Origin of the sequence: Promicromonospora sp. Populi (assembly GCF_041081105.1) — a bacterium.
Lineage (GTDB): Bacteria > Actinomycetota > Actinomycetes > Actinomycetales > Cellulomonadaceae > Promicromonospora.
In genome coordinates this window covers 2675581-2701303 of the sequence record NZ_CP163528.1, presented here as the reverse complement: position 1 = coordinate 2701303, position 25723 = coordinate 2675581, and the positions used below count along the sequence as shown (strand labels likewise).

23 protein-coding genes are annotated in these 25723 nt (G+C 70.4%); all 23 read left to right on the top strand.

What is annotated here, in order from left to right; translation table 11 throughout:
- The first annotated feature begins 28 nt into the window (after nt 1-28).
- The 23 genes from AB1046_RS12215 to nucS all read left to right on the top strand — a co-directional run bounded on the left by AB1046_RS12215 (nt 29) and on the right by nucS (nt 25702).
- The gene (locus tag AB1046_RS12215; protein ID WP_369369582.1) at nt 29-1291 is read left to right on the top strand and encodes a winged helix-turn-helix domain-containing protein; all 1263 of its coding nucleotides are present in this window, start codon (nt 29-31) and stop codon (nt 1289-1291) included.
- A gap of 25 nt (nt 1292-1316) precedes the next feature.
- Nucleotides 1317-2987, top strand: a complete 1671-nt coding sequence (locus AB1046_RS12210; RefSeq protein WP_369369581.1) for a cation:proton antiporter — start codon at nt 1317-1319, stop codon at nt 2985-2987.
- Between the two features lie 248 nt (nt 2988-3235).
- Nucleotides 3236-6196, top strand: a complete 2961-nt coding sequence (gene secA, locus AB1046_RS12205; protein ID WP_369369580.1) for a preprotein translocase subunit SecA — start codon at nt 3236-3238, stop codon at nt 6194-6196.
- Nucleotides 6197-6428: 232 nt separating this feature from the next.
- Nucleotides 6429-7727, top strand: a complete 1299-nt coding sequence (locus tag AB1046_RS12200) for a homoserine dehydrogenase (RefSeq protein WP_369369579.1) — start codon at nt 6429-6431, stop codon at nt 7725-7727.
- Nucleotides 7728-7740: 13 nt separating this feature from the next.
- On the top strand, nt 7741-8853 hold the full coding sequence (thrC, locus tag AB1046_RS12195) for a threonine synthase (RefSeq protein ID WP_369375675.1): 1113 nt from the start codon (nt 7741-7743) through the stop codon (nt 8851-8853).
- A complete protein-coding gene (thrB, locus tag AB1046_RS12190) occupies nt 8853-9869 on the top strand; it encodes a homoserine kinase (RefSeq protein ID WP_369369578.1) in 1017 nt (338 codons plus the stop codon). The genes thrC and thrB overlap by 1 nt, the downstream gene beginning before the upstream one ends.
- A 285-nt stretch (nt 9870-10154) precedes the next feature.
- Nucleotides 10155-12092, top strand: a complete 1938-nt coding sequence (rho, locus tag AB1046_RS12185) for a transcription termination factor Rho (RefSeq protein WP_369369577.1) — start codon at nt 10155-10157, stop codon at nt 12090-12092.
- Between the two features lie 135 nt (nt 12093-12227).
- Nucleotides 12228-12446, top strand: a complete 219-nt coding sequence (rpmE, locus tag AB1046_RS12180; protein ID WP_020017644.1) for a 50S ribosomal protein L31 — start codon at nt 12228-12230, stop codon at nt 12444-12446.
- A gap of 165 nt (nt 12447-12611) precedes the next feature.
- Nucleotides 12612-13700 (top strand): peptide chain release factor 1, encoded by a 1089-nt coding sequence (prfA, locus tag AB1046_RS12175; protein ID WP_369369576.1) that lies wholly within the window; start codon nt 12612-12614, stop codon nt 13698-13700.
- Between the two features lie 87 nt (nt 13701-13787).
- On the top strand, nt 13788-14729 hold the full coding sequence (gene prmC, locus AB1046_RS12170) for a peptide chain release factor N(5)-glutamine methyltransferase (protein ID WP_369369575.1): 942 nt from the start codon (nt 13788-13790) through the stop codon (nt 14727-14729).
- Nucleotides 14730-14833: 104 nt separating this feature from the next.
- Nucleotides 14834-15547 (top strand): L-threonylcarbamoyladenylate synthase, encoded by a 714-nt coding sequence (locus AB1046_RS12165; protein ID WP_369369574.1) that lies wholly within the window; start codon nt 14834-14836, stop codon nt 15545-15547.
- Complete coding sequence (locus tag AB1046_RS12160; protein ID WP_369369573.1) at nt 15544-16785, top strand: MraY family glycosyltransferase; 1242 nt, start codon at nt 15544-15546, stop codon at nt 16783-16785. The genes AB1046_RS12165 and AB1046_RS12160 overlap by 4 nt, the downstream gene beginning before the upstream one ends.
- Nucleotides 16782-17240 (top strand): hypothetical protein, encoded by a 459-nt coding sequence (locus AB1046_RS12155; RefSeq protein WP_369369572.1) that lies wholly within the window; start codon nt 16782-16784, stop codon nt 17238-17240. The genes AB1046_RS12160 and AB1046_RS12155 overlap by 4 nt, the downstream gene beginning before the upstream one ends.
- 191 nt (nt 17241-17431) lie before the next feature.
- On the top strand, nt 17432-18271 hold the full coding sequence (gene atpB / locus AB1046_RS12150; RefSeq protein ID WP_369375673.1) for a F0F1 ATP synthase subunit A: 840 nt from the start codon (nt 17432-17434) through the stop codon (nt 18269-18271).
- A gap of 122 nt (nt 18272-18393) precedes the next feature.
- A complete protein-coding gene (locus tag AB1046_RS12145; RefSeq protein ID WP_369369571.1) occupies nt 18394-18636 on the top strand; it encodes an ATP synthase F0 subunit C in 243 nt (80 codons plus the stop codon).
- A complete protein-coding gene (locus AB1046_RS12140) occupies nt 18636-19238 on the top strand; it encodes a F0F1 ATP synthase subunit B (RefSeq protein ID WP_369369570.1) in 603 nt (200 codons plus the stop codon). The genes AB1046_RS12145 and AB1046_RS12140 overlap by 1 nt, the downstream gene beginning before the upstream one ends.
- Complete coding sequence (locus AB1046_RS12135; protein WP_369369569.1) at nt 19238-20050, top strand: F0F1 ATP synthase subunit delta; 813 nt, start codon at nt 19238-19240, stop codon at nt 20048-20050. Before AB1046_RS12140 ends, AB1046_RS12135 begins: the two co-directional genes overlap by 1 nt.
- A gap of 55 nt (nt 20051-20105) precedes the next feature.
- Complete coding sequence (gene atpA / locus AB1046_RS12130) at nt 20106-21734, top strand: F0F1 ATP synthase subunit alpha (RefSeq protein WP_369369568.1); 1629 nt, start codon at nt 20106-20108, stop codon at nt 21732-21734.
- A gap of 3 nt (nt 21735-21737) precedes the next feature.
- Nucleotides 21738-22634, top strand: a complete 897-nt coding sequence (locus tag AB1046_RS12125) for a F0F1 ATP synthase subunit gamma (protein ID WP_369369567.1) — start codon at nt 21738-21740, stop codon at nt 22632-22634.
- A gap of 89 nt (nt 22635-22723) precedes the next feature.
- A complete protein-coding gene (gene atpD, locus AB1046_RS12120; RefSeq protein ID WP_369369566.1) occupies nt 22724-24205 on the top strand; it encodes a F0F1 ATP synthase subunit beta in 1482 nt (493 codons plus the stop codon).
- A gap of 103 nt (nt 24206-24308) precedes the next feature.
- A complete protein-coding gene (locus tag AB1046_RS12115; RefSeq protein ID WP_369369565.1) occupies nt 24309-24569 on the top strand; it encodes a F0F1 ATP synthase subunit epsilon in 261 nt (86 codons plus the stop codon).
- 12 nt (nt 24570-24581) lie between these two features.
- A complete protein-coding gene (locus AB1046_RS12110; protein WP_369369564.1) occupies nt 24582-25007 on the top strand; it encodes a DUF2550 domain-containing protein in 426 nt (141 codons plus the stop codon).
- Complete coding sequence (nucS, locus tag AB1046_RS12105) at nt 25007-25702, top strand: endonuclease NucS (RefSeq protein ID WP_369369563.1); 696 nt, start codon at nt 25007-25009, stop codon at nt 25700-25702. The genes AB1046_RS12110 and nucS overlap by 1 nt, the downstream gene beginning before the upstream one ends.
- Nucleotides 25703-25723: the final 21 nt, after the last annotated feature.

Sequence of the window (25723 nt, the reverse complement as noted above, 5' to 3'; positions counted from 1 at the left end):
TGTCAGTGGGTCAGGGCACGATGTTTGTGTGCAGCAGATCTCTCTTTCTCTCGAACAGGCCCGGCGAATCGCCATCGCGGCGCAGGGCCTCAGCCGCCCGCGCTCCGACGGGCCGCGCACCATGCGGCACGTGCAGGCCGTCATCGACCGGCTGGGCCTGCTCCAGATCGACTCGGTGAACGTCCTGGCGCGCGCGCACCAGCTTCCGTTGTTCGCGCGGCTCGGCCCGTACGACACGGACCTGCTGGACCGGGCCACGGTGTCCGGCAAGCACGCGGGGCGCGCGACCCGGTCGGCGGCCGCGGGCCGCCGCCTCGTGGAGAGCTGGGCGCACGTGGCGGCCTACGTCCCGCCGAGCGCCTGGCCGCTCCTGGCGTTCCGGCGGCGCTGGTTCGCGCAGGGGTACGACTGGGGCGAGCTGGACGGCGTGCGCCTGCCCGACGCGCCGCAGGTCCGGGAGGTGCGCGAGCTCGTGGCGGCGGAGGGGCCGCTGTCGGCATCGCAGATCCACGACCGGTTCGTGTCCGACGGGCGCTCGGTACGGCACAAGCGCGGCACCTGGTGGTCCTGGAGCACGGAGAAGCGGGTGGTGGAGCACCTGTTCTTCACGGGCGAGGTGGTCTCGGCGGGGCGCAACCCGCAGTTCGAGCGGCTCTACGACCTGCCGGAACGCGTGCTGCCGGCATCGGCCCTCACGGAGGTGCCCGAGGCGGACGCGAAGCGGGCCCTGCTGGAGCTCGGCGCGCGGGCGCAGGGGATCGGCGATGCGCGCTCCATCAAGGACTACTACCGGCTCAAGGGCCGCGAGACCGATCAGGCCTTGGCCGGCCTCGTCGACGAGGGGGTGCTGCTGCCCGCCCGCGTGGCCGGCGGGTCCGAGCAGTGGTTCCTGCACCGCGATGCTGCCCGTCCGCGGCAGGCCACGGGGCAGGCGCTGCTCGCGCCGTTCGACCCGCTGGTGTGGGAGCGCAAGCGTCTGGAGCGACTGTTCGGCATGCGCTACCGGATCGGGATCTACACACCGGCCGCGCAGCGCGTCGACGGCTACTACGTGCTGCCGTTCCTCGAGGACTCGCAGCTCACCGCCCGGGTGGACCTCAAGGCAGACCGCGCTGCGGGCGTGCTGCGTGTCCAGTCCGCGCACGCCGAGCCGGTGCTCACCGGCGACACCCCGGAACGCCTCGCGGCCGAGCTCGGCGCGATGGCACGATGGCTCGGTCTCGGCGGGGTGACAGTCGAGGCCAAGGGCACACTTTCACCCGCGCTGCGCTCGGCCGCGGCACTTTCCTGAAACAGGCGCCAACTAAACTCCTGCCATGGTCACCGCTGCGATTTTCCTGTTGGCAACGGTTGCGGCCGGACTCGGTGCGGTGCTGCTCCGGCTGCCGCCGCTGGTCGGGTTTCTGGTGGCCGGGTTCGCACTCCACGCGGCCGGTGTCGCGGAGCCGGACTACCTCGCGACGATCGCCGACCTGGGCGTGACCCTGCTGCTCTTCGGCATCGGGCTCAAGCTTGACGTCAAGACGCTGCTGCGCAGGGACGTGTGGTTCACCACCGTCGCCCACCTCCTGGTGAGCGTCGCGATAGCCATCGGGTTCCTCGGCCTGCTCGGCGTGATCGGGTTCTCGATGCTCGCCGGCGAGGGCCTGGGCGTCCTCGCGCTGCTCGGGCTCGCCCTGTCGTTCTCGTCCACCGTGTTCGTGATCAAGGTGCTCGACACGCGCTCCGACCAGTCCGCCCTCTACGGCCGGATCGCCATCGGTGTGCTGGTCATGCAGGACCTGATCGCCGTCGTCTTCCTGTCCGTGGCCTCCGAGCACCCGCCGAGCCCTTGGGCGTTCGCCCTCGTGCTGCTGGTCCCCGGGGCCTGGCTGCTGCGCAAGGTGTGGTCCAGGGTCGGTCACGGCGAGCTGCAGGCGCTGTTCGGCGTCGCGGTCGCGCTGGGCCCCGGCTACGCGCTGTTCGAGGCCGTCGGGCTCAAGGGTGACCTCGGCGCGCTCGTCATGGGCATGCTCCTGGCCGGCCACCCCGCCGCCACGGAGCTGTCGCGCAACCTGTTCACGGTCAAGGAGCTGCTGCTGGTCGGCTTCTTCGTGTCGATCGGGTTCGCCGGTGAGCTGACCTGGCAGTCAGCGGTGGTCGGGCTGCTCCTGCTGCTCATGCTGCCGCTCCAGGCGATCGCGACCGCCGTGCTGCTGCGCCTGCTGCGCCTGCGCAAACGCACGGCGATCCTGTCGGCGCTGGTCCTGACGAACTACTCGGAGTTCGGCCTGATCGTCGTCGCCGTCGGCTCCCAGACCGGTCTGCTGGACGACGAGTGGCTGGTGGTGCTCGCCGTCGCCGTGGCCGCCAGCTTTGTGCTGTCCTCCGCCATCAACACCCGCGGCAACGAGTTCGCGATGGCGCTCGCCAAGCGCTTCCCGTCCAAGCCCAACGAGTGGCTGCACCACGAGGAGCGGCTCATCGACGTGTCCGGCGCCGAGGCGCTCGTGCTCGGCATGGGCCGCGTCGGCCGCGGCGCCGTCCGGCAGCTGCGCGACGACTACGGCATGGACGTCGTCGGCGTGGAGCACGACCCGGGGCGCGTCACCACCCTGCGCACCGAGGGCTTCACCGTGGTGCAGGCCGACGCGACCGACATCGAGTTCTGGGGCCGGGTCCGCAGCGCCGGCGCCGTCCGGCTCGCGATCCTCGCCATGCCGTTCCACGCGGCGAACCTCATCGCGCTGTCCCAGCTGCGAGCGAGCGGCTTCGACGGCACGGTCGCCGCCGTCGCGCGGTACGACGACGACGTGGCCGAGCTCGAGCGGCACGGCGCCGACGCCGTCTTCCACCTGTACGGCACGGCCGGCCTGGCGCTCGCCGACGAGGCGGCCGAGGCGGCGCTCGGCTATGCGGCCGCCGAGCGGATGCGCGACGCGCAGGCGGAACGTCGGGCACGTCCCGCGTCCGACGGCGAGCCGGCCGCCAGCGCCGGCCCGGCCTGACCGAGCCGGCCTGACCGCGCCGGCCTGACCGAGCCGGTCCAACCTGACCGCGCCGTCCGGGCCCCGGCGGTCGGAACGACTGCGCCGGAACCGCCGTGCTGGACCGCAGCTGGAACCCTGCGGGTGTTGCGAGCGTTACCCCTGGAGCGAACCTGCCTGTCTGCTGTCGGTTCTTTGGGCCTCTCGCCGAGGTTTACGGCCTACGATGGACGACGGCGAAACTTGACCGACGACCTGGGAGAACCCGCGTGTCCATCCTCGACAAGGTCCTGCGCATAGGCGAAGGACGTGTCCTGAAGAAGCTGCATTCCGTGGCTGAGCAGGTCAACCGCTTGGAGCCCAGCTTTGTCGAGCTGAGCGACACCGAGCTGCGTGAGGAGACCGCACGTTTCCGGGAACGGCTGGAGCACGGCGCGACTCTCGACGAGCTCATGCCGGAGGTGTTCGCGGCGATCCGCGAGGCGGCTCACCGCACCCTCGGCCAGCGGCACTTCGACGTCCAGATCATGGGTGGTGCGGCGCTGCACCTCGGCAACATCGCCGAGATGCGCACCGGTGAGGGCAAGACGCTGGTGGCGACCACCGCCGCGTACCTCAACGCCTTGTCGGGCGACGGCGTCCACGTCATCACCACCAACGACTACCTGGCCAAGTACCAGGGTGACCTGATGGGCCGCGTCTTCCGGTTCATGGGTATGACGACGGGGGTGATCCTGTCGGGCCAGACCCCGGCCCAGCGCCGTGAGATGTATGCCGCGGACATCACCTACGGCACGAACAACGAGTTCGGCTTCGACTACCTGCGCGACAACATGGCCTGGTCCACCGACGACCTGGTGCAGCGCGGGCACAACTTCGCGATCGTCGACGAGGTCGACTCGATCCTCATCGACGAGGCGCGCACGCCGCTGATCATCTCCGGCCCTGCGGCCGGTGACGCGAACCGCTGGTACAACGAGTTCGCCAAGGTCGTGCGCCGCCTGGTGCCCACCGTCGACTACGAGGTCGACGAGAAGAAGCGCACCGTCGGCGTGCTCGAGCCCGGCATCGCGAAGGTCGAGGACTACCTCGGCATCGACAACCTCTACGAGTCGCTGAACACGCCGCTGATCGGGTTCCTGAACAACGCCATCAAGGCCAAGGAGCTGTTCAAGCGCGACAAGGACTACGTCGTGCTGAACGGCGAGGTCATGATCGTCGACGAGCACACCGGCCGCATCCTCGCCGGGCGCCGCTACAACGAGGGCATGCACCAGGCCATCGAGGCCAAGGAGGGGGTGGAGATCAAGGCGGAGAACCAGACGCTCGCCACGATCACCCTCCAGAACTACTTCCGGCTGTACAAGAAGCTCTCCGGGATGACCGGTACGGCCGAGACCGAGGCCGCGGAGTTCCAGGGCACGTACAAGCTCGGCGTCGTGCCGATCCCGACGAACAACGACCCGCAGCGCCTGGACCAGCCCGACCTCGTCTACAAGGCCGAGGACGGCAAGTACAACGCGGTCGTCGCCGACATCCTGGAGCGGCACGCCTACGGCCAGCCGGTCCTGGTGGGCACCACGAGCGTCGAGAAGTCCGAGCTCCTGAGTGCCAAGCTGAAGAAGGCCGGCGTGCCGCACAACGTGCTCAACGCCAAGGAGCACGAGCGCGAGGCTGCGGTCGTCGCGATGGCGGGCCGCAAGGGCGCCGTCACGGTCGCCACGAACATGGCCGGCCGTGGTACCGACATCATGCTCGGCGGCAACGCCGAGTATCTCGCGGTGTCCGAGCTCGCCGAGCGGGGCCTGGACCCGGTCGAGACGCCCGAGGAGTACGAGGCGGCCTGGCCGGAGGCGCTGGAGAAGGCGAAGGCCCGCGTCGCGACGGAGCACGACGAGGTGAAGGCCGCCGGTGGCCTCTACGTGCTCGGCACCGAGCGCCACGAGTCCCGCCGGATCGACAACCAGCTGCGCGGACGCTCCGGCCGGCAGGGTGACCCGGGGGAGTCCCGGTTCTACCTGTCGATGCAGGACGACCTGATGCGCCTGTTCAACTCCGGTCTCGCCGAGTCGATGATGAACCGGGCCGGGTTCCCGGACGACATGCCGCTGGAGTCCAAGATGGTCACCCGCGGCATCATGTCCGCGCAGGGCCAGGTGGAGTCGCGCAACTTCGAGATCCGCAAGAACGTCCTGAAGTACGACGACGTCCTCTCGCGCCAGCGCAGCGTCATCTATGCCGAGCGCCTGCGAGTGCTCAAGGGCGAGGACCTGCGTGAGCAGGTGCAGCACTTCCTCACCGACACGGTCACGGAGTACGTGACCAACGCGACGGCCGAGGGTTCGTCGGAGCAGTGGGACCTGGACGCGCTGTGGACGGCGCTCAAGGCCGTGTACCCGGTCTCCCTGACGCCCGACGAGATCGCCGATGAGGCCGGCGGCATCGAGCGGCTCACGGGCGACATGCTGCTGGAGGAGATCCTGTCCGACGCGCGGGTGGCCTACCAGGCGCGCGAGGACGAGCTCTCCGCCCCGGCCATGCGCCAGCTCGAACGCCGTGTGGTGCTCTCGGTGCTGGACCGCAAGTGGCGTGAGCACCTCTACGAGATGGACTACCTCAAGGAGGGCATCGGGCTGCGCGCCATGGCGCAGCGCGACCCGCTGGTCGAGTACCAGCGCGAGGGCTTCCAGCTGTTCCAGGCCATGACCGACGCCATCAAGGAGGAGTCGGTCGGGTTCCTGTTCAACCTCGAGGTGACCGTCCAGCAGCCCGGTGCGGAGCAGGCCGACGACGCCGGCTCGGATCTGCCCGCCTCTCCGCCGGTGCCGCCGCGTGGCCGCCTGGGCACGGGACAGCCGGAAGCGCCGCCGACCACGCAGATCCCAGTGGTACAGCCCGCGTCACTGCCGCGGCAGGGCCAGCCGAGTCAGCCGCCCGCGCCGCGCCAGCGCCGCGCGGCGGGCGCCGCGACGGAGCCCATCCTGCTCGCGAAGGGCCTCGACGCCCCGAACCGGCCGCAGTCGCTGACGTACTCGGCGCCGAGCGAGGACGGCTCGGGCTCGGCGTTCATGCAGTCCCCGGACGGCGCCCGTCGTCGGGCCGCGCTGCACGGCGAGGCGACAGCCGCCACGAGCGACGGCCGCACGTTCCCCGGCACGCCGCGCAACGCCCAGTGCCCGTGCGGCTCGGGCAAGAAGTACAAGGTCTGCCACGGGGTCAACGAGGTCTGACGCCGTCCGCGCGACCAACGCGGCGATGAATGCGGTGCCGAACAGAGGTGCCCCCGGCGTTTATGTCGGGGGTGCCCCTGTTTCACGTGGTGTGCGTTCCACGTGATGGTCGCCGCCGTGAGACAAGCCCCCCGGGTGTCAGAGCCTCCGGTTACCCTGATCGAGACGTCCGGAGCTCCCGTGTGGAGGGCACCTGACCGGACCGTTTCCCGGATACGAAAGCAGGATCGCTGTGCCTTTCCACGTCCCCGAGCCCGCACGCGGGCTGCGTGTAGTACTGCTCGGCTGTGGCGTCGTGGGCACGGAGGTGGCCCGGATGCTCCTGGAGCAGGGCCCGGATCTCGCCGCGCGCGCCGGCGCCCCGCTGGAGCTCGTCGGCATCGCGGTCCAGGACGTGGACCGTCCCCGGGACCCGGTCGTCCGGCGTGACCTCCTGACCAAGGACGCCGAGGCGCTCGTGGACGGCGCGGACATCGTCATCGAGGTGATGGGCGGCACCGAACCCGCGCGTACCCTGCTGCTGCGGGCCATCGAGGCCGGCGCGGCCGTGGTGACCGCGAACAAGGCGCTCCTGGCGGCCGACGGCCCCACGCTCTACAAGGCGGCCGACTCCGCCGGCGTCGACATCTACTACGAGGCGGCCGTGGCGGGCGCCATCCCGATCGTGCGCCCGGTGCGGGAGTCCCTGGCGGGCGACCACGTGCGCCGTGTCCTAGGCATCGTCAACGGCACCACGAACTACGTGCTGGACCAGATGGCCACGAGCGGCCTCGACCTCGACGAGGCGGTCAAGCAGGCGCAGGAGCTCGGTTACGCCGAGGCCGACCCCACGGCCGACGTCGAGGGCTACGACGCCGCGGCGAAGGCCGCGATCCTCGCCAGCCTCGCCTTCCACACCCGCGTCTCTGCGGACGACGTCGCCCGCGAGGGCATCAAGGGCGTCACCTCCGACGACGTCGCCTGGGCGGCCCGGACCGGCCACGCCGTGAAGCTGCTGGCCATCGCCGAGCAGACCGGTGAGGGCGTGTCCGTGCGCGTGCACCCGGCCCTGGTGCCGCTGGAGCACCCGCTGGCGGGGGTGAAGGGCGCGTTCAACGCGATCTTCGTCGAGGCCGACGCCGCGGGCCCGCTCATGTTCTACGGTCAGGGCGCCGGCGGCAGGCCTACGGCGTCCGCGGTGCTGGGCGACGTCGTCGCGGCGGCGCGCCACCGGGTGCTCGGCGGCAAGGGCCCCCAGGAGTCCATCTACGCGGCACGGCCGCTGCTGCCGGCCGATGCCGCGGTGACGCGCTACCAGGTCCGCCTGCTCGTCGCCGACCTCCCGGGTGTGCTCGCCCAGGTCGCGGGTGTTGTGGGGGACCACGGCGTGTCGATCGACACGATGCGCCAGACTGGGCCCTCAGAGGGCACCGCAGAGCTGCTCCTGACCACCCACGCCGCCCGCGAGGCGTCGCTGGCCGCCACCATCGCGGCGGTGCGCACGCTCGAACCGGTCCGCGAGATCACGTCCGTCCTGAGAGTCGAAGGCTGAACCCGTGCCTGTACTGCCTGCTGAACCGAACCTTCCCGCCGCGTCCGCCGCGCTCCCCGCCTCGCGCCTGTGGCGCGGCGTGATCGCCGAGTACGCCGACCGGCTGCCCGACCACGTGCAGCAGAAGATCGTGACGCTGGGCGAGGGCGGCACGCCGCTGGTGCCGGCCCCCGCGCTGTCCGAGCGGACCGGCGCCGAGGTATACGTCAAGGTCGAGGGCATGAACCCGACCGGCTCGTTCAAGGACCGCGGCATGACCACCGCGATCTCCGCGGCGGCCGGGCGCGGCGCCCGGGTAGTGGTGTGCGCGTCGACGGGCAACACGTCGGCATCGGCCGCCGCCTACGCGACGCGCGCGGGCATGATCTGCGCCGTCCTCGTGCCGGACGGCAAGATCGCCATGGGCAAGCTGAGCCAGGCGGTCGCGCACGGCGCGCGCCTGCTGCAGGTGGACGGCAACTTCGACGACTGCCTGGTGGCCGCCCGCAAGCTCGCGGACACCCACCCGGTGGAGCTCGTGAACTCGGTCAACCCGGACCGCATCGAGGGGCAGAAGACCGCCGCGTTCGAGATCGTGGACGCGCTGGGCGACGCCCCTGACATCCACCTGCTGCCCGTGGGCAACGCAGGGAACATCACGGCGTACTGGAAGGGCTTCACCGAGTACGCCGACGCGGGCGTGGCGAGCAGGACCCCCGTCATGTGGGGCTTCCAGGCCGCCGGCGCGGCACCGATCGTGAAGGGCCACCCGATCGACGAGCCGGACACGATCGCGACCGCCATCCGCATCGGCAACCCTGCCTCCTGGCAGCAGGCCGAGGAGGCCCGGGACTCGTCCGGGGGCGTCATCGAGGCCGTGACCGACGAGCAGATCCTCGCCGCGCACCGGATCCTCTCGGCGGAGGTGGGCGTGTTCGTGGAACCGGCCTCCGCCGCCGGCGTCGCGGGCCTCCTGGCGCGGCACGAGCGCGGCCTGGTGCCCGCGGGCGCGCGCATCACCATCACCGTGACCGGCCACGGGCTCAAGGACCCGAGCTGGGCGCTGCGCACACCTGACGGCGGCGAGGTGACACCCGTGCGGGTGTCCGCCGACGTCGTCTCGATCGCCGACGCGCTGTCCCTCTGATGCAGCTCGGCGCCGACCACGTGCGGGTCAGGGTGCCCGCCACCAGCGCGAACCTCGGACCGGGGTTCGACTCACTGGGCCTGGCCCTCGCCCTGTACGACGAGGTCGAGGTACGCCTCGTGGCGAGCGACGAGGTGGTGGTGCAGGTCGACGGCGAGGGTGCCGGGGAGGTGCCCCTCGGGGAGGACCACCTGGTGGTGCGGGCCCTGCGCCGCACCATGGACCTGGCCGGCGCGGTGCCCACCGGCATCCACATGACGTGTCACAACGTGATCCCGCACGGCCGGGGGCTGGGGTCGTCGTCGGCGGCAGTGGTGGCCGGGATCGTCGCCGCGCGCGCCCTGCTGGCTGACCCGCGGGCCATCGACGCCGCCACGGTGCTGCGGCTGGCCACCGAGTTCGAGGGGCACCCGGACAACGCCGCGCCCGCCATCCAGGGTGGCGCCACGGTCGCGTGGACCACCGACGACGGCCCGCGCGCCGTCGGGCTGGATGTCGACCCCACGATCGAGGCCACCGTGCTGGTGCCTGATGCCCGGCTCGCTACCGCCCGCGCCCGGGCGGCCCTGCCCGCCCTGGTCTCGCACGAGGACGCTGCCTTCACCGCGGGCCGCGCGGCGCTGCTGGTCGAGGCCCTCGCGCGCCGCCCGGAGCTGCTGTTCGACGCCACGGAGGACCGGCTGCACCAGTCCTACCGCGCGGCGGTGCTCGGGGCGTCCAGCGAGCTGATGCGGGCCCTGCGGGACGCCGGCGTCCCGGCCACCGTCTCGGGTGCCGGGCCCACCGTCCTGGTGCTCGCCGGGCCGGAGCACAGGGAGCGCCGGGATGCCGTCCTGGCCGACCTGGTGGACGAGACCGCCGGCTGGCGACGGATGAGCCCAGGGATCGACCTGACGGGTGCACGAGCCCGGAGAATTTCCGGAAACACAGGTGCGCTATCGTCCGGTCCGTCAGGTGCTACCGCGAGTCGGGTTGTACCAGGATCGCCAGCAGTACGGGGTGGTAGTATGCAGTGAACCTTCGGGATCGCACGTCCTGAGCCATGGTGGCGGGAACTCGGACTGAACTTCGGTTCTCAACCACCTAATCCAGTAACGTCTCTGCCGCTCAGCCGTGCCCGTAGCAGGCCGTGAACAACGGCCACCGCATCTCGCGAGAACGTAGACAACGCCCCCGTCTGCCGTCGTCGTCGTACCACTGATGCGAGGTTTTCCGCGCTTCGGCCACATCGAGCCGGGCGCCCATCATCCCGCGGCCCGCGATCACGCGACCAGCCGCAGTTCGAGGGGGAAGGGTCCTTCGTGACAGACACCACAGAAAACGCTGCTTCAGCTACCGGCCGTACGGCCGGATCGCTGAGCGGCATGCGCCTCGCCGAGCTCCAGGCACTCGCCGGAGACCTTGGCGTGAAGGGCACCTCCAGGATGCGCAAGAGCGACCTCGTGGACACGATCCGCGAGAAGACGGGCGGCGCGACGAAGCGTCCCGTCCGTGCCGCCTCCGCCGTGGAGCTGCCCGCGAACAACGACATTTCCGCCCGTGCCGAGGTGCCGGTCGCTGCCGCCGAGGTCGCCACCTCGGGTGTGCGCGCCGACGCGAGCACGGATGCCGACAAGGCCGCTCGCCTGGCCCAGCTCGCCGACGCCGTCGCCGCCCCGCGTGAGCAGGGTGCCGGACGCCGCTCCGGCCGCGGCCAGGCTGCCCCCGAGGGCGCCGAGAAGGCCGGCGAGGACAAGGGCCGCAACGGCCAGTCCGTCAACGGCCGGCAGAGCGCGCGCGGTGCCAACGCGGAGCGGGGCAACACCCGGACCGCCGACCGTACTGCCGACCGTACTGCCGACCGCACCGCGGAGCGCACCGCCGACCGGAACGTGGAGCGCACCACCGACCGGACCGCGGACCGCAACGCCGCCGAGCTCGAAGAGGACCGCAACTCGCGCCGCCGTCGCGGCCGGGACCGGGGCCGGGACCGCAAGCGCGGCCGCGGTCGCCAGGGGCCGGACGTCGCGGGTCTCGAGAACGTCGAGGTGCGTGACGACGACGTGCTGCTGCCCGTCGCCGGCATCCTCGACATCCTCGACAACTACGCGTTCGTGCGGACCTCGGGCTACCTGCCGGGCAACAACGACGTGTACGTGTCGCTGAACCAGGTCAAGAAGGGCGGCCTCCGCCGCGGCGACGCCGTCGTCGGCGCCGTCCGCCAGCCGCGCGACGGCGAAGAGCCGCCGCCCCAGCCGGCCGGCACCAAGAACTCCCGCGTGAACAAGTTCAACGCCCTGGTGCGCCTGGACTCCGTGAACGGCATGACGCCGGAGGAGGCGCGCGAGCGCCCCGAGTTCACCAAGCTGACGCCGCTGTACCCGCAGGAGCGCCTGCGTCTGGAGAACCCGGAGGCGACCAAGCTCACGCCCCGCGTGATCGACATCGTCGCCCCGATCGGCAAGGGCCAGCGCGGCCTCATCGTCGCGCCGCCCAAGGCCGGCAAGACGCTGATGATGCAGCAGATCGCCAACGCGATCTCGCTCAACAACCCTGAGGTCCACCTCATGGTCGTGCTGGTGGACGAGCGGCCGGAAGAGGTCACCGACTTCGAGCGCTCGGTCAAGGGCGAGGTCATCTCCTCGACGTTCGACCGCCACGCTTCCGACCACACGCTGGTCGCGGAGCTCGCGATCGAGCGCGCCAAGCGCCTCGTGGAGCTGGGCCAGGACGTCGTGGTGCTGCTCGACGGCATCACCCGCCTGTCGCGCGCCTACAACCTGGCCGCCCCGGCGTCGGGCCGCATCCTGTCCGGTGGTGTGGACGCCGCCGCGCTCTACCCGCCCAAGAAGTTCTTCGGCGCCGCCCGCAACATCGAGGACGGCGGCTCGCTGACCATCCTCGCGACGGCCCTGGTCGAGACCGGCTCGAAGATGGACGAGGTGATCTTCGAGGAGTTCAAGGGCACCGGAAACATGGAGCTGCGGCTCTCGCGGTCCCTGGCCGAGAAGCGCATCTTCCCGGCGATCGACGTCAACGGCTCGAGCACCCGGCGCGAGGAGATCCTCATGTCGAAGGACGAGCTCGCGATCGTCTACAAGCTGCGCCGCGTCATGGGCGCGCTCGACCAGACCCAGGCAGCCGAGCTGCTGCTCGGGCAGCTCAAGAAGACCAAGACCAACGTCGAGTTCCTGCTGCACGTGCAGAAGACGACGCCGGGCGGTCTGACGGAGGACGAGAACGTGGGCGAGACCGTCTGAGGTCCGTCTGACCCACGTCACACCAGTCTCCCTCGCCCGCACGGGTGAGGTAGTGGCAGAATGATCGGTTGGCTCGCTGGTTCACGTCTCTGCGGTTCTGCAGGGCGACCCAGCGGCATCTCACCAAGGAGCAACATGAGGGCTGGAATCCACCCCGAGTACGTCGTCACCCAGGTCACCTGCACCTGCGGTAACACCTTCACCACGCGCAGCACCGAGACGTCCGGCAAGATCAGCGCGGACGTCTGCAGCGCCTGCCACCCGTTCTACACGGGCAAGCAGAAGATCATGGACACCGGTGGCCGCGTGGCCCGGTTCCAGGCGCGCTACGGCAAGAAGGACGCCGACAAGTAGCGACCTCGCAGCGCCGGTGGTCCGGCCCGACAACCTCTCCAGGGGCAGTCGGGACCGAGACCACCGGCGCTGCTGCTTTCCCACGGGTTTGTTGTGGGCGCGATCCTTGCGCCTGAGACGGACAGAAACTCGCAAGAATCGCGCCCACAACCAAGGAGAGAGTCCGTGAGCGAAGCGTTTGTCGGGGTTGGGGCGCTGGTCAGTGAGCATGCTGAGATCGAGGCCGTGCTTGCCGACCCCGCCGTGCACGCCGATCCCGGCCGCGCCCGCACGCTGGGCCGGCGCTACGCCGAGCTCAACCAGGTGGTGGGCGCCTACCGCGCATGGGAGCAGGCGCACGACGACGCCGAGGCCGCCGCCGAGCTGGCCACCGAGGACGCGTCGTTCGCCGCCGAGCTGCCCAGCCTCAAGGAGGCCGAGGCGGTGGCGGAGGAGAAGCTGCGCCGCGTGCTCGTGCCCCGCGACCCCGACGACGGCCGCGACGTCATCCTCGAGATCAAGGCGGGCGAGGGCGGCGAGGAGTCCGCGCTGTTCGCCGGCGACCTGCTGCGCATGTACCTGCGGTACGCGGAGCAGCAGGGCTGGTCCACGCAGCTGCTGGAGGCCACCGCGTCCGATCTCGGGGGTTACAAGGACGTGCAGGTCGCCGTCAAGGCGAGGAACGTCCAGGGTCCCGAGGACGGGGTCTGGCACAGCCTCAAGTACGAGGGCGGTGTGCACCGCGTCCAGCGGGTGCCGGTCACGGAGTCCCAGGGCCGCATCCACACGTCGGCGGCCGGGGTCCTCGTGTTCCCCGAGGTCGACGACCCGGGAGAGCTCGAGATCGACCAGAACGACCTGCGCATCGACGTCTACCGCTCCTCCGGCCCGGGCGGGCAGTCGGTCAACACCACGGACTCCGCGGTGCGCATCACGCACCTGCCGTCGGGGATCGTCGTCTCGATGCAGAACGAGAAGTCGCAGCTGCAGAACCGCGAGCAGGCCATGCGGGTGCTGCGTGCCCGGCTGCTCGCCGCGCAGGCCGAGGCGGCGGCCGCCGAGTCCGCCGAGCTGCGTCGCTCTCAGGTGCGCACCGTGGACCGGTCCGAGCGCATCCGCACGTACAACTACCCCGAGAACCGGATAGTGGACCACCGCACCGGTTACAAGGCGTACAACCTCGACCAGGTGCTGGACGGCGACCTGGGTCCCGTCGTGCGGTCGGCGATCGACGCCGACGAGGCCGCCCGGCTGGCAGCTGCGTCCGGTGTCTGAGGGACTGCCTCGGACTACCGGTTCGGTGGCGGGTCTGGCGGCTTTCGGCGCGGTCGGGCAGGCTTTTGTCGTGGCGGGAGGAACGCGGTGAGCGAGCAGCTGTTGAAGTGGGCCCACGAGGAGCTGGTCGAGGCCGGGGTGGCGTCCCCCCAGTTCGACGCGGAGGTGCTGCTGGCGCATGCGCTCGGCGTGGATCGGGGTGAGCTGCGACGGCGGCTCGTGCTGGGACATGACGTGCCCGACGACGTGGCGCTCGTCTACGCCGGCCTGATCGCCCGGCGGGCCGCGCGCGAACCCCTGCAGCACCTGACCGGGGTCGCGCCGTTCCGGCATCTCGAGCTGGCGGTGGGCCCGGGGGTCTTTGTGCCCAGGCCCGAGACGGAGGAGGTCGCGCAGGCGGCGATCGACGAGGCGGTCAGGGTCAACCGTGAGCGCGGCGGCTCGGCTGCCGTCGTCGTCGACCTGTGCACCGGGTCCGGGGCCATCGCGCTGGCCGTGGCCACGGAGGTGCCGGGCGCGCGGGTGCACGCCGTCGAGCTCGACAAGGATGCGCACGCCTGGGCGGCGCGCAACGTCGACGCCGCCAGCGCCGTCGCCGCGGGCCTGGACCCGGGCGCCAGCCCGGAGCCGCCGCCCGAGCGGATCGTGCGGCTCGTCAAGGGCGACGCCCGCACCGCGCTGTACGGGATCGACGGGACGGCCGACGTCGTCGTCTCGAACCCGCCGTACGTGCCGCCGGACGCCGTGCCCGTGGACCCGGAGGTCGCCGAGCACGACCCGGCCGTCGCGCTGTACGGGCTGGGACCGGACGGGCTGGAGGTGCCGCGCGGCATCACTGACGCGGCCGCCCGGCTGCTGCGGCCCGGCGGGCTCTACGTCATGGAGCACGCGGAGGTGCAGGCGGAGGCGGCGCGCGCGATGGTCGCGGCCGCTCGCGACGCCGACGGACGGCCGGTGTTCGGCGAGCCCGAGACGCGCAAGGACCTCACGGGCCGGCCCCGCATGGTGGTAGCACGCCGGATCCCCTGACCGGGCCACCTGATCGGGCCACCTGAGCGGGCCACCCGAGCGGATCCCGACCGGATCGCTGGTTGGTGCGGGCGCAGCCGCCGGATCGTGAAAGACTGTCGCGCGTGAGTGTGCCTGTGCATCCCGTGCTCGACGCCACCGACCCGCAGACGTGGGGACCCGCGATCGACGAGGCGGTTCATGCGATCTCCCGTGGTGGCCTAGTCGTCCTGCCCACCGACACCGTGTACGGCATAGGTGCCGACGCGTTCGACGAGCCGGCGGTGGCTGCCCTGCTCGCGGCCAAGGGCCGCGGCCGGCAGATGCCGCCGCCGGTCCTGGTGGGGGAGGTGGCGACCCTCGACGGGCTCGCCACCGACGTGCCCGACGACGCCCGCCGGCTCGTCGAGGCCTTCTGGCCGGGCGGTTTCACGATCATCCTGCGCGCGCAGCCGTCGCTGCAGTGGGACCTCGGCGACACGGGCGGCACCGTCGCCCTGCGGATGCCGGACCATCCCGCCGCGCTGGCCCTGCTCAAGCGCACCGGCCCGCTGGCCGTCTCCAGCGCGAACAAGTCGGGCAGCCCGGCCGCGCTGGACGTCGAGGACGCAGAGCGTCAGCTCGGCGACTCCGTGGCCGTCTACCTCGACGGGGGCGTGGCGCCGGGCGGCGTCGCCTCCACGATCGTGGACGCGACCGCCGAGACGCTGCGGGTAGTCCGCGAGGGTGCCGTGACGCTGGCGGCGCTGCGCGAGGTAGCCGACGTCGAAGGACTCCCGGTGAAGCCGGAGGACGACCCGAGCGAGCCCCCGGCCGGGGCTGCGGAGGACGACGAGTGAGGGTGTACCTGCTCCTGATGCTCGTGGCCGCCGCGGTCACGTTCCTGACCACACCGTTCGCCCGCTGGGTCGCGCTCAAGACCTCCGCCATCTCGGCCGTGCGGGCCCGCGACGTGCACTCGGTGCCGACGCCCCGCCTCGGCGGTCTCGCCATGCTCATCGGCATCATCGTGCCGGTCCTGCTGGCCTCGCAGATGCCGTTCCTGGCGGAGGTGTTCGAGGATCCCCAGGCGTGGGGCATCATCGGCGGCGCCGCGATCGTGTGCGCGCTCGGCTGGGCCGACGACAAGTGGGACCTCGACTGGATCACCAAGCTCGCCGGCCAGGTGCTGGCGGCCGGCTTCATGGCACTGCAGGGTGTCCAGCTCATCACCATGCCGATCGCGGGCGTGACCATCACTTCGTCGCGCATGTCGCTCGTGGTGACCGTCCTGGTGATCGTGATCGCCATGAACGCGGTGAACTTCGTCGACGGCCTCGACGGGCTGGCCGCGGGCATCGTCGCGATCGGCGGCACCGCGTTCTTCCTGTACACCTACGGGCTCACCCAGCTGGGCTCGCCGGACAACTACGCCAGCATCGCCTCGCTCATGCTCGCCGTGATGGTGGGGGTGTGCATCGGGTTCCTGCCGCACAACTTCCACCCGGCGCACATCTTCATGGGCGACGCCGGGTCGATGCTGATCGGCCTGGTGATGGCGGGCGCCGCGATCACCGTGACGGGGAACATCCCGCCGGGACTCATGTCCGGCGCGCAGGCTCTGCCCGCGTTCATCCCGCTGCTGCTCCCGGTGGCGGTGCTCATGCTGCCCCTGCTCGACATGGGGCTCGCGGTGATCCGGCGGCTGGCCGCGGGCAAGTCGCCCATGGCGCCCGACCGCATGCACCTGCACCACCGCATGCTGGCCCTGGGCCACTCCCACCGCCGCGCCGTCGTCATCCTGTACGTGTGGACCGCGGTGTTCGCCTTCAGCGCCGCGGCGCTGGTGCAGTGGGACTGGGAGATCGTGCTCGTCTGGACCGGGGTGTTCGTGGTGCTTGCGCTGCTGGCCACCCTCGGCCCGCTGCGCCACCGCGGGCGGTTCCTGGACGACGACGTCGCGCTCTCCGGCCAGACCCCGAGGGTGCCCGCCGCCGCCGTGGCCGGGCCGCCCCTGCAGCCCGTCGCGCAGAGCGCTGCGCCGCAGGGCGCCGCTCGTCAGGGCGGCATCCCAAAGACCAAGGAGACCGTCGAATGACCGAGCAGAACCCCGTCGTGCCGCAGCCTGAGAACGACACCATCGTCGCCGAGCGCGCGATGCTGCGTACCGCGGCCCGGGACGGGTTGATCCTGGTGGGTGTCCTCGCGGTGCTTGGGTCGGTCATCGGCTACTTCGTCGCCGGGCTGCCGGGCGTGTGGGGGGCCCTGGTCGGAGCGGCCCTGGCGGGCGTGTTCTCCGGTGCCACCGTGGTCTCCATGATGCTCACCGTCGGCAAGGGTGCCGTGAGCATGGGCGCCGTCGTGATGGGCGGCTGGCTCGTCAAGATGGTCTTCCTGGTCGCGGTGCTCGCCGTGCTGTCCCGGCAGGACTTCTACGACCGCTGGGTGCTCATGGCGGTCGTGCTGATCGGCGCCATCGGCTCCGCCGTGCTCGACTACCGCGCGGTGCGCGACGGCCGGGTCCCGTACGTCCAGCCCGACGCCAAGGCCTGACCGCACCGTCTGGGTCGCTCCGTGACCCCGCGCGGGATTGCGCAATACATCACAAGGGGCCGCGTCATGCGGTTCTACGGCCAAAGTCGCACCCGACATGGGTTAGGCTTACGACGAATCCATGACGGCCAGGCCCGACGGCGCGCCCGTTCCGCCACATTGCGGATACGCGCGCGGGGCCTAATGACCACCTGGGAGTTCTCCTGTCCACGTACGCGACGTCCGTAATCCTCGCCGCCACTGAAGGCCACGAGGGTGAGGGCGGCTTCCACACGCCGTCGATCACCGACTTCTTCCCGTCGGCCATCCTCTTCGAGGGCACCATCTTCCAGATCGACCGCATCTGGATCATCCGCATCATCGCCACGCTGGTGCTGCTGTCGATCTTCGTGATCGCCGCGCGCCGGGCGAAGGTCGTGCCGGGCCGGTTCCAGGCCGGGGTCGAGTATGTGCTGGACTTCGTCCGGGTGCAGATCGGCGAAGAGATCATGGGCAAGGAGAACGCGAAGCGTTTTATCCCCATGCTCACCACTATCTTCGTCACCATCCTGGCGTTCAACCTCACGAGTGTGATCCCGGGGCTGAACCTGGCTGCCACCTCACGGATCGGTGTGCCGCTGCTCCTGGCGCTCTGGGTGTTCGTCACCTACTGGGCCGTCGGCATCCGCAAGCACGGTCTGGGCGGCTACCTCAAGGCGAACCTGTTCCCGCCCGGTGTGCCGTGGCCGATCTACTTCATCCTGACGCCGATCGAGCTGCTGCAGATCCTGATCATCCGTCCGGGCTCCCTGATGGTGCGACTCGTGGCCAACATGGTCGCCGGCCACATCATGCTGGTGCTCTGCTTCGCCGCCACGCAGTTCTTCGTCGTGGACTCGGCAGGCACCGGGCTGATGGTCTTCGGGGTCCTCACGTTCCCGGCGGGCATCTTCGTGACCCTGTTCGAGCTTCTGGTCGCGTTCCTGCAGGCGTACATCTTCGCGCTGCTGGCCGCGGTCTACATCAACATGTCGCTGGAGGAGGGGCACTGACAGCCCCTCCAGGCGACGCTTCATAGCTTCACCTGGCAAACCCGCGACGGGCGCACCAGCGCCTCCGCACACCATGCGACGCCGTACCGACCGGTTCGGCGCCCAACGGAAGGAAGACGCAAGTGGACGTCACCACTCTCGCCGAGGTCACCGGTAACCTGAACGCTGTCGGCTACGGCCTCGCCGCAACCGGCCCTGGTATCGGCCTCGGTATCCTCATCGGCAAGACGATCGAGGGCATGGCTCGCCAGCCTGAGGTCGCCGGCCAGCTGCGCGCCACGATGTTCCTGGGTGTCGCGTTCGTCGAGGTGCTCGCGCTCCTCGGCCTGGTTGCCGGCTTCCTCTTCCCCGCACTCCCGGCGTGATGGCGGCGCTCTCGGGCGCTGCCGGTGTCGTGGTAGCGCAGACAACAGAGGACGAGCCCGCGGGCATCGACCTGTTCCTGCCCGCTGGTTACGACCTCTTCTGGTCGGCAGTGATCCTCGTGATCATCGCCGCGGTGTTCTACAAGCTGGTCCTGCCCCAGATGAACAAGGTGCTGGACGAGCGGGCCACCCTCATCGAGGGCGGCATCGAGAAGGCCGAGGCAGCACAGAAGCAGGCCGACGAGGCGCTGGCGCAGCAGCAGCAGCTGCTCGCCGAGGCTCGCGCCGACGCGGCACAGGTCCGTGAGGAGGCGCGTGCCGAGGGCACCGCCATCGTCAAGGACCTGCGGGCCAAGGCGAGCGAGGAAGCGGCGCGGGTCACCGAGACCGCTCGTCGCCAGATCGAGGCAGACCGTCAGGCAGCGACCGTGTCGCTGCGCACCGAGGTCGGTGCGCTCGCGACCGAGCTCGCGTCGAAGATCGTGGGTGAGTCCCTCGAGGACTCGGCCCGGCAGTCGCGTGTGGTGGACCGGTTCCTCGACGAGCTCGAGGCGAGCGAGGCTGTGGCAAGCAACGCCGCAGCAAGCACCAAGGAGGCGTGATGCGGGGATCGAGCGGTGCATCGCTGACTGCGGCGCAGGAGCGCTTCGAGCCGGTGCTGCGCGCCGCGGGTGCGGACGCGTTGACGCTGGGTGAGCAGCTGCTCACTCTCGTCTCCGCGCTGGACGACTCCGCTGCGCTGCGCCGCTCGCTCGCCGACCCCTCCCGCGAGGGCGAGGCCAAGGCCGGCCTGGTGGCCGACCTGCTGAGCGGTTTCGACGAGCGCGTGGTCGACCTGGTGTCCGGGCTCGTCCGGTCCCGCTGGGCGAGCGACGACGACCTGGCCGAAGCCATCGAGCGACTCGGGGTGGATGCCGTGCTGGCCTCCGCCCAGGCGCGCGGTGCGCTCGAGACCGTCGAGGACGAGCTGTTCCGGGTCACCCGGTCGCTCGTCGGCGAGCGGGAGGCCAAGCAGGCCCTCTCGGACGCCACGACGGCTCCCGAGCGCCGGGTGGCGCTCGTGGACTCGCTGGTCGGCGGCAAGGTCGACACCGTGACACAGCGCCTGGCGCAGCGCGCGACGTCGTCGCCGCGCGGCCGCCGGTTCGTGCAGACGCTTGCCTGGTTCGGCGAGGTGGCGGCGGAGCGCCGCAGGCGCCTCGTCGCCTCGGTGACGAGCGCGACGGTGCTCACCCGCGAGCAGCAGGGGCGCCTCTCGGCGCTCCTGGAGCGCTCGTACGGCAAGCCCGTGCAGCTGAACGTCACCGTGGACCCCGCCATCGTCGGGGGCATGCGCATCCAGGTCGGCGCGGACGTCGTCGACTCCACCGTCCTGTCGCGCCTCGCTGACGCATCGCGTCGTCTGGCCGGCTGAAACGTGAACAAGAATCTTCCGCCGCGGCTCTCGCGGCCACGACAGGAGAAAAGTTATGGCTGAGCTGACGATCCGCCCGGACGAGGTCCGGGCCGCGCTGGACAGCTTCGTGAAGTCCTACGAGCCCCAGGAAGCGGTCGCCGAAGAGGTGGGCCGCGTCTCGTACGCCGCGGACGGCATCGCCCGCGTCGAGGGCCTCCCGGGTGCGATGGCGAACGAGCTGCTGCGTTTTGAGGACGGCACGCTCGGACTCGCGCAGAACCTGGACGTCCGCGAGATCGGTGTGGTCGTCCTGGGCGAGTTCACCGGCATCGAGGAGGGCCAGGAGGTCCGCCGCACCGGTGAGGTGCTCTCGGTCCCCGTGGGCGAGGGCTACCTCGGCCGCGTCGTCGACCCGCTGGGTACGCCCATCGACGGCCTCGGCGAGATCGCGACGGAGGGCACCCGCGCCCTGGAGCTGCAGGCGCCCGGCGTCATGCAGCGCAAGTCGGTCCACGAGCCGCTGCAGACCGGTATCAAGGCGATCGACTCGATGATCCCGATCGGCCGTGGTCAGCGTCAGCTGATCATCGGCGACCGCCAGACCGGCAAGACGGCGATCGCGGTCGACACGATCATCAACCAGAAGGCGAACTGGGAGACCGGCGACCCGAACAAGCAGGTCCGCTGCATCTACGTCGCCATCGGCCAGAAGGGCTCGACCATCGCCTCCGTGCGTGGCGCCCTCGAGGAGGCCGGCGCCCTGGAGTACACGACCATCGTCGCGGCTCCGGCGTCCGACCCGGCAGGCTTCAAGTACCTGGCGCCGTACACCGGTTCGGCCATCGGCCAGCACTGGATGTACTCGGGCAAGCACGTCCTGATCATCTTCGACGACCTGTCGAAGCAGGCCGAGGCCTACCGTGCCGTGTCGCTGCTGCTGCGCCGCCCGCCGGGCCGCGAGGCCTACCCGGGTGACGTCTTCTACCTGCACTCCCGTCTGCTGGAGCGTTGTGCGAAGCTCTCGGACGAGCTGGGCGCGGGCTCGATGACCGGCCTGCCGATCATCGAGACCAAGGCGAACGACGTCTCGGCGTACATCCCGACGAACGTCATCTCCATCACGGACGGCCAGATCTTCCTGCAGTCCGACCTGTTCAACGCCGACCAGCGTCCCGCCGTGGACGTCGGTATCTCCGTCTCCCGAGTCGGTGGTGACGCGCAGATCAAGGCGATGAAGAAGGTCTCCGGCACGCTGAAGCTGGAGCTGGCGCAGTACCGCTCGCTCGAGGCGTTCGCGATGTTCGCGTCCGACCTCGACGCAGCGTCCCGCGCGCAGCTCAAGCGTGGCGCCGTCCTGACGGAGCTGCTCAAGCAGCCCCAGTACTCGCCGTACCCCGTCGAGGACCAGGTCGCACTGGTGTGGGCCGGGACCAAGGGCAAGCTCGACGACGTCGCGGTCGAGGACGTCAAGCGCTTCGAGGCCGAGCTCCTGGACCACCTGCGTCGCAAGTCGGAGGTCCTCGGCAAGATCCTGGACTCCGGCAAGCTGGAGTCCGACACGGAGGACGCGCTGAGCGCAGCCGTGGACGACTTCCGGGCCGGGTTCCAGCGGGGTGACGGCACGGCGCTCGTCGGCGGCGACGTTGATGACGAGCCGGTCGACGTCGAGCAGGCGCAGATCGTCGTCAAGAAGAAGGCCTGACCCGTGGCCGGTGGATCCCAGCGCGTCTTCAAGGCACGGATCAAGTCGACGCAGTCGCTGAAGAAGATGTTCCGCGCGCAGGAGCTCATCGCCGCGTCCCGCATCGGCAAGGCCCGTGCGCGGACGGCGGCGGCGGCACCCTACGCGCAGGCGATCACCCGCGCGGTCTCCGCCGTGGCGACGCACACGAACATCGACCACCCGCTCACCCAGGAAGAGGGTGGCAGGCGTGCGGCGGTGCTCGTGGTCTCGTCGGACCGTGGCATGGCGGGCTCGTACCCGGCGTCCATCGTCCGTGAGGCCGAGCGGCTGACGCAGCAGCTCGTGGCCGACGGCAAGGAGGTCCTCCTCTACGTCGCCGGTCGCCGGGCCATCGCGTACTTCACGTTCCGTGGGCGCAACGTCGTGCAGTCGTGGTCCTACGGCTCGGAGCGGCCGACGCCGGAGATCGCCGAGGAGATCGGGCAGGTCCTGCTCGAGAAGTTCCTCGCGACCGAGGACGAGGACGGCGTCTCGGAGCTGCACGTGGTCTCCACGCAGTTCGTCAACATGGTGACGCAGCGTCCCCACGTGGTGCGCATGCTGCCGCTCGAGGTCGTCGAGGGTGTCGCCGAGGCCGGCGGCGAGGAAATCCTGCCGCTCTACGACTTCGAGCCCTCGCCCGAGGCGGTGCTGGACTCGCTCCTGCCGCGGTACGTGCAGAACCGCATCTATGCGGCACTGCTCGACGCCGCGGCCTCCGAGCTGGCCGCCCGCCAGCGCGCCATGCACACGGCGACCGACAACGCCGAGGACCTGATCCGTACGTACACCCGACTGGCCAACCAGGCCCGTCAGGCGGACATCACCCAGGAGATCAGCGAGATCGTCTCCGGTGCCGACGCCCTGGCCGGAGCCTGACCGCTGAGACCTGACCAGCCTGTTCGGCCTGTCCAGCAGACAAGAATCCCCCGCCGGAGGACCCTCCGGCCCACCGAAGCGAGGCAAGTATGACCGCCACCACCGTGGAAACTGCGGTCGAGCACACGAGCGGGCCCGGCACCGGCCGGGTCGCTCGAGTGATCGGCCCGGTCGTGGACATCGAGTTCCCCGATGACGCGATCCCTGAGATGTACAACGCGCTCACCGTCGAGATCGACCTGTCCGGCCAGGGCGAGGACGAGAACTCGTTCACCCTGACGCTCGAGGTCGAGCAGCACCTGGGCGACTCCCTGGTGCGCGCCGTCGCCCTGAAGCCGACCGACGGCCTGGTCCGCGGCGCCGTCGTCACCGACACGGGCTCGCCCATCACCGTGCCCGTCGGCGACATCACCAAGGGCAAGGTCTTCAACGTCACGGGTGAGGTTCTGAACCTCGCCGAGGGCGAGAAGTTCGAGGTCACCGAGCGCTGGCCGATCCACCGCAAGCCCCCGGCCTTCGACCAGCTCGAGTCGAAGACGACGATGTTCGAGACGGGCATCAAGTCCATCGACCTGCTGACCCCGTACGTGCAGGGTGGCAAGATCGGCCTCTTCGGTGGTGCGGGCGTCGGCAAGACGGTCCTCATCCAGGAGATGATCCAGCGTGTTGCCCAGGACCACGGTGGTGTGTCCGTGTTCGCCGGTGTCGGTGAGCGCACCCGTGAGGGCAACGACCTGATCGCCGAGATGGACGAGGCGGGTGTCTTCGACAAGACGGCCCTCGTCTTCGGCCAGATGGACGAGCCGCCGGGCACGCGTCTGCGCGTGGCCCTGTCGGCGCTGACGATGGCGGAGTACTTCCGCGACGTGAAGAACCAGGACGTCCTGCTCTTCATCGACAACATCTTCCGCTTCACGCAGGCCGGTTCCGAGGTCTCCACGCTGCTCGGCCGCATGCCGTCCGCCGTGGGCTACCAGCCGAACCTGGCCGACGAGATGGGCCTCCTCCAGGAGCGCATCACCTCGACGCGTGGTCACTCCATCACGTCGCTGCAGGCCATCTACGTGCCGGCTGACGACTACACCGACCCGGCCCCGGCCACGACGTTCGCCCACCTGGACGCGACGACCGAGCTCTCCCGAGAGATCGCGTCGAAGGGTCTGTACCCGGCGATCGACCCGCTGACCTCGACGTCGCGCATCCTCGACCCGCGGTACGTGGGCCAGGAGCACTACGACGTCGCGACCCGGGTGAAGTCGATCCTGCAGCGCAACAAGGAGCTGCAGGACATCATCGCGATCCTCGGTGTCGACGAGCTCTCGGAAGAGGACAAGACGGTTGTGGCGCGTGCGCGTCGCATCCAGCAGTTCCTCTCCCAGAACACCTACATGGCCAAGAAGTTCACGGACGTGGAGGGCTCAACGGTCCCGCTGTCTGAGACCATCGAGGCGTTCAAGAAGATCTGCGACGGCGAGTTCGACCACATCGCCGAGCAGGCCTTCTTCAACATCGGTGGGCTTGAGATGCTCGAAGAGAACTGGGCACGGATCCAGAAGGAGTACGGGGCCTGACGCCTCGCACGTCCTCCGTGCGTGATGCCGCCCCGCCGGGCAGCCTAGAATCAGGCGACCCGGCAGGGGCGGCCTCGCGCCCGCTACATCGGAAGGAGCTCTCATGGCAGAGCTGAGCGTGGACCTCGTGTCCAGGGACCGCAAGGTCTGGAGCGGTGCGGCGACCCAGGTGAGCGCGCCTGCTGCCGACGGCCAGATCGGCATCCTGGCGAACCACACGCCGTTCCTGGCGGTGCTTCGCCCGGGCACGATCAAGGTGGAGACGACGTCGGGCCCGGCCCTGGAAGCACGGGTCACCGGCGGTTTTGTGTCCGTGGACAACAACCTCGTCACCCTCGTGGTCGACGAGATCTCCCTGGTCTGAGGGAGAGCGCGAGTGCCGGGCGTCATCTGGATCGCAATAGCGGTGCTCGGTGCGCTCGCGCTCGTGATCGCAGCGGGGATCTCCCGGCTGCGGACCCTCTCCCGCAGGGTGGGTTCGTTCAACTGCAATGCCCGGGCGACCGGTAACCCAGAGGGTTCCTGGACGCCGGGCATCGCCCAGTACGCGGTGGGCCGGATCGAGTGGTGGCGGTGCTGGTCGCTGTCACCCCGTCCGGCCCGCACCTGGTACCGGGAGCGGCTGGCCGTCACCGGCCGCACCCCGCTGGACCCGGACGAGCGTGGTCAGGGTGACCACTACCTCGTCCAGTGCCGGTACGACGGGCTCGACTTCGAGCTCGACCTCGCCGCCGGCGACTACTTCGGCCTCGCCTCCTGGCTCGAGGCCGCCCCTCCCGGACGACAGGATCTGGTTCTCTGATGCGGCTGGTCGTCGCCGACTGCTCCGCCCTCTACACGGGCCGCCTGACCGCGATGCTCCCGCCGGCCACCCGGCTGCTTGTGGTCAAGGCCGACGGAAGCGTGCTCATTCATTCCGACGGCGGCTCGTACAAGCCGCTGAACTGGATGAGCCCGCCGTGCACGCTGGCGGTGCGCGAGCCCTCCGAGGAGGCCACCGAGCGCGGCGTCACCGAGGTGTGGACCGTGCAGCACGCCAAGTCGGACGACCGGCTCGAGGTCGAGCTGTTCACCGTGCACCATGACTCCGCCCACGACCTGGGCATCGACCCGGGCCTCGTGAAGGACGGCGTGGAGGCGCACCTCCAGGAGCTGCTCGCCGAGCAGATCGCGCTGCTGGGCGACGGGCACACCCTGGTCCGCCGCGAGTATCCGACGGCCATCGGTCCGGTGGACATCCTGGCGCGTGACAGCTCGGGCTCCACGGTCGCCGTCGAGATCAAGCGCCGGGGCGACATCGACGGCGTCGAGCAGCTCACGCGGTACCTGGACCTGCTGAACCGCGACCCGCTGCTCGCCCCGGTGCGCGGTGTGTACGCCGCCCAGGAGATCAAGCCGCAGGCGCGGGTCCTGGCCCACGACCGCGGCATCGCGACCCTCTTGCTGGACTACGAGACGATGCGCGGCGCGGACGACCCGACGACCCGCCTCTTCTGACCTGCACCGCGACCCTGGCAG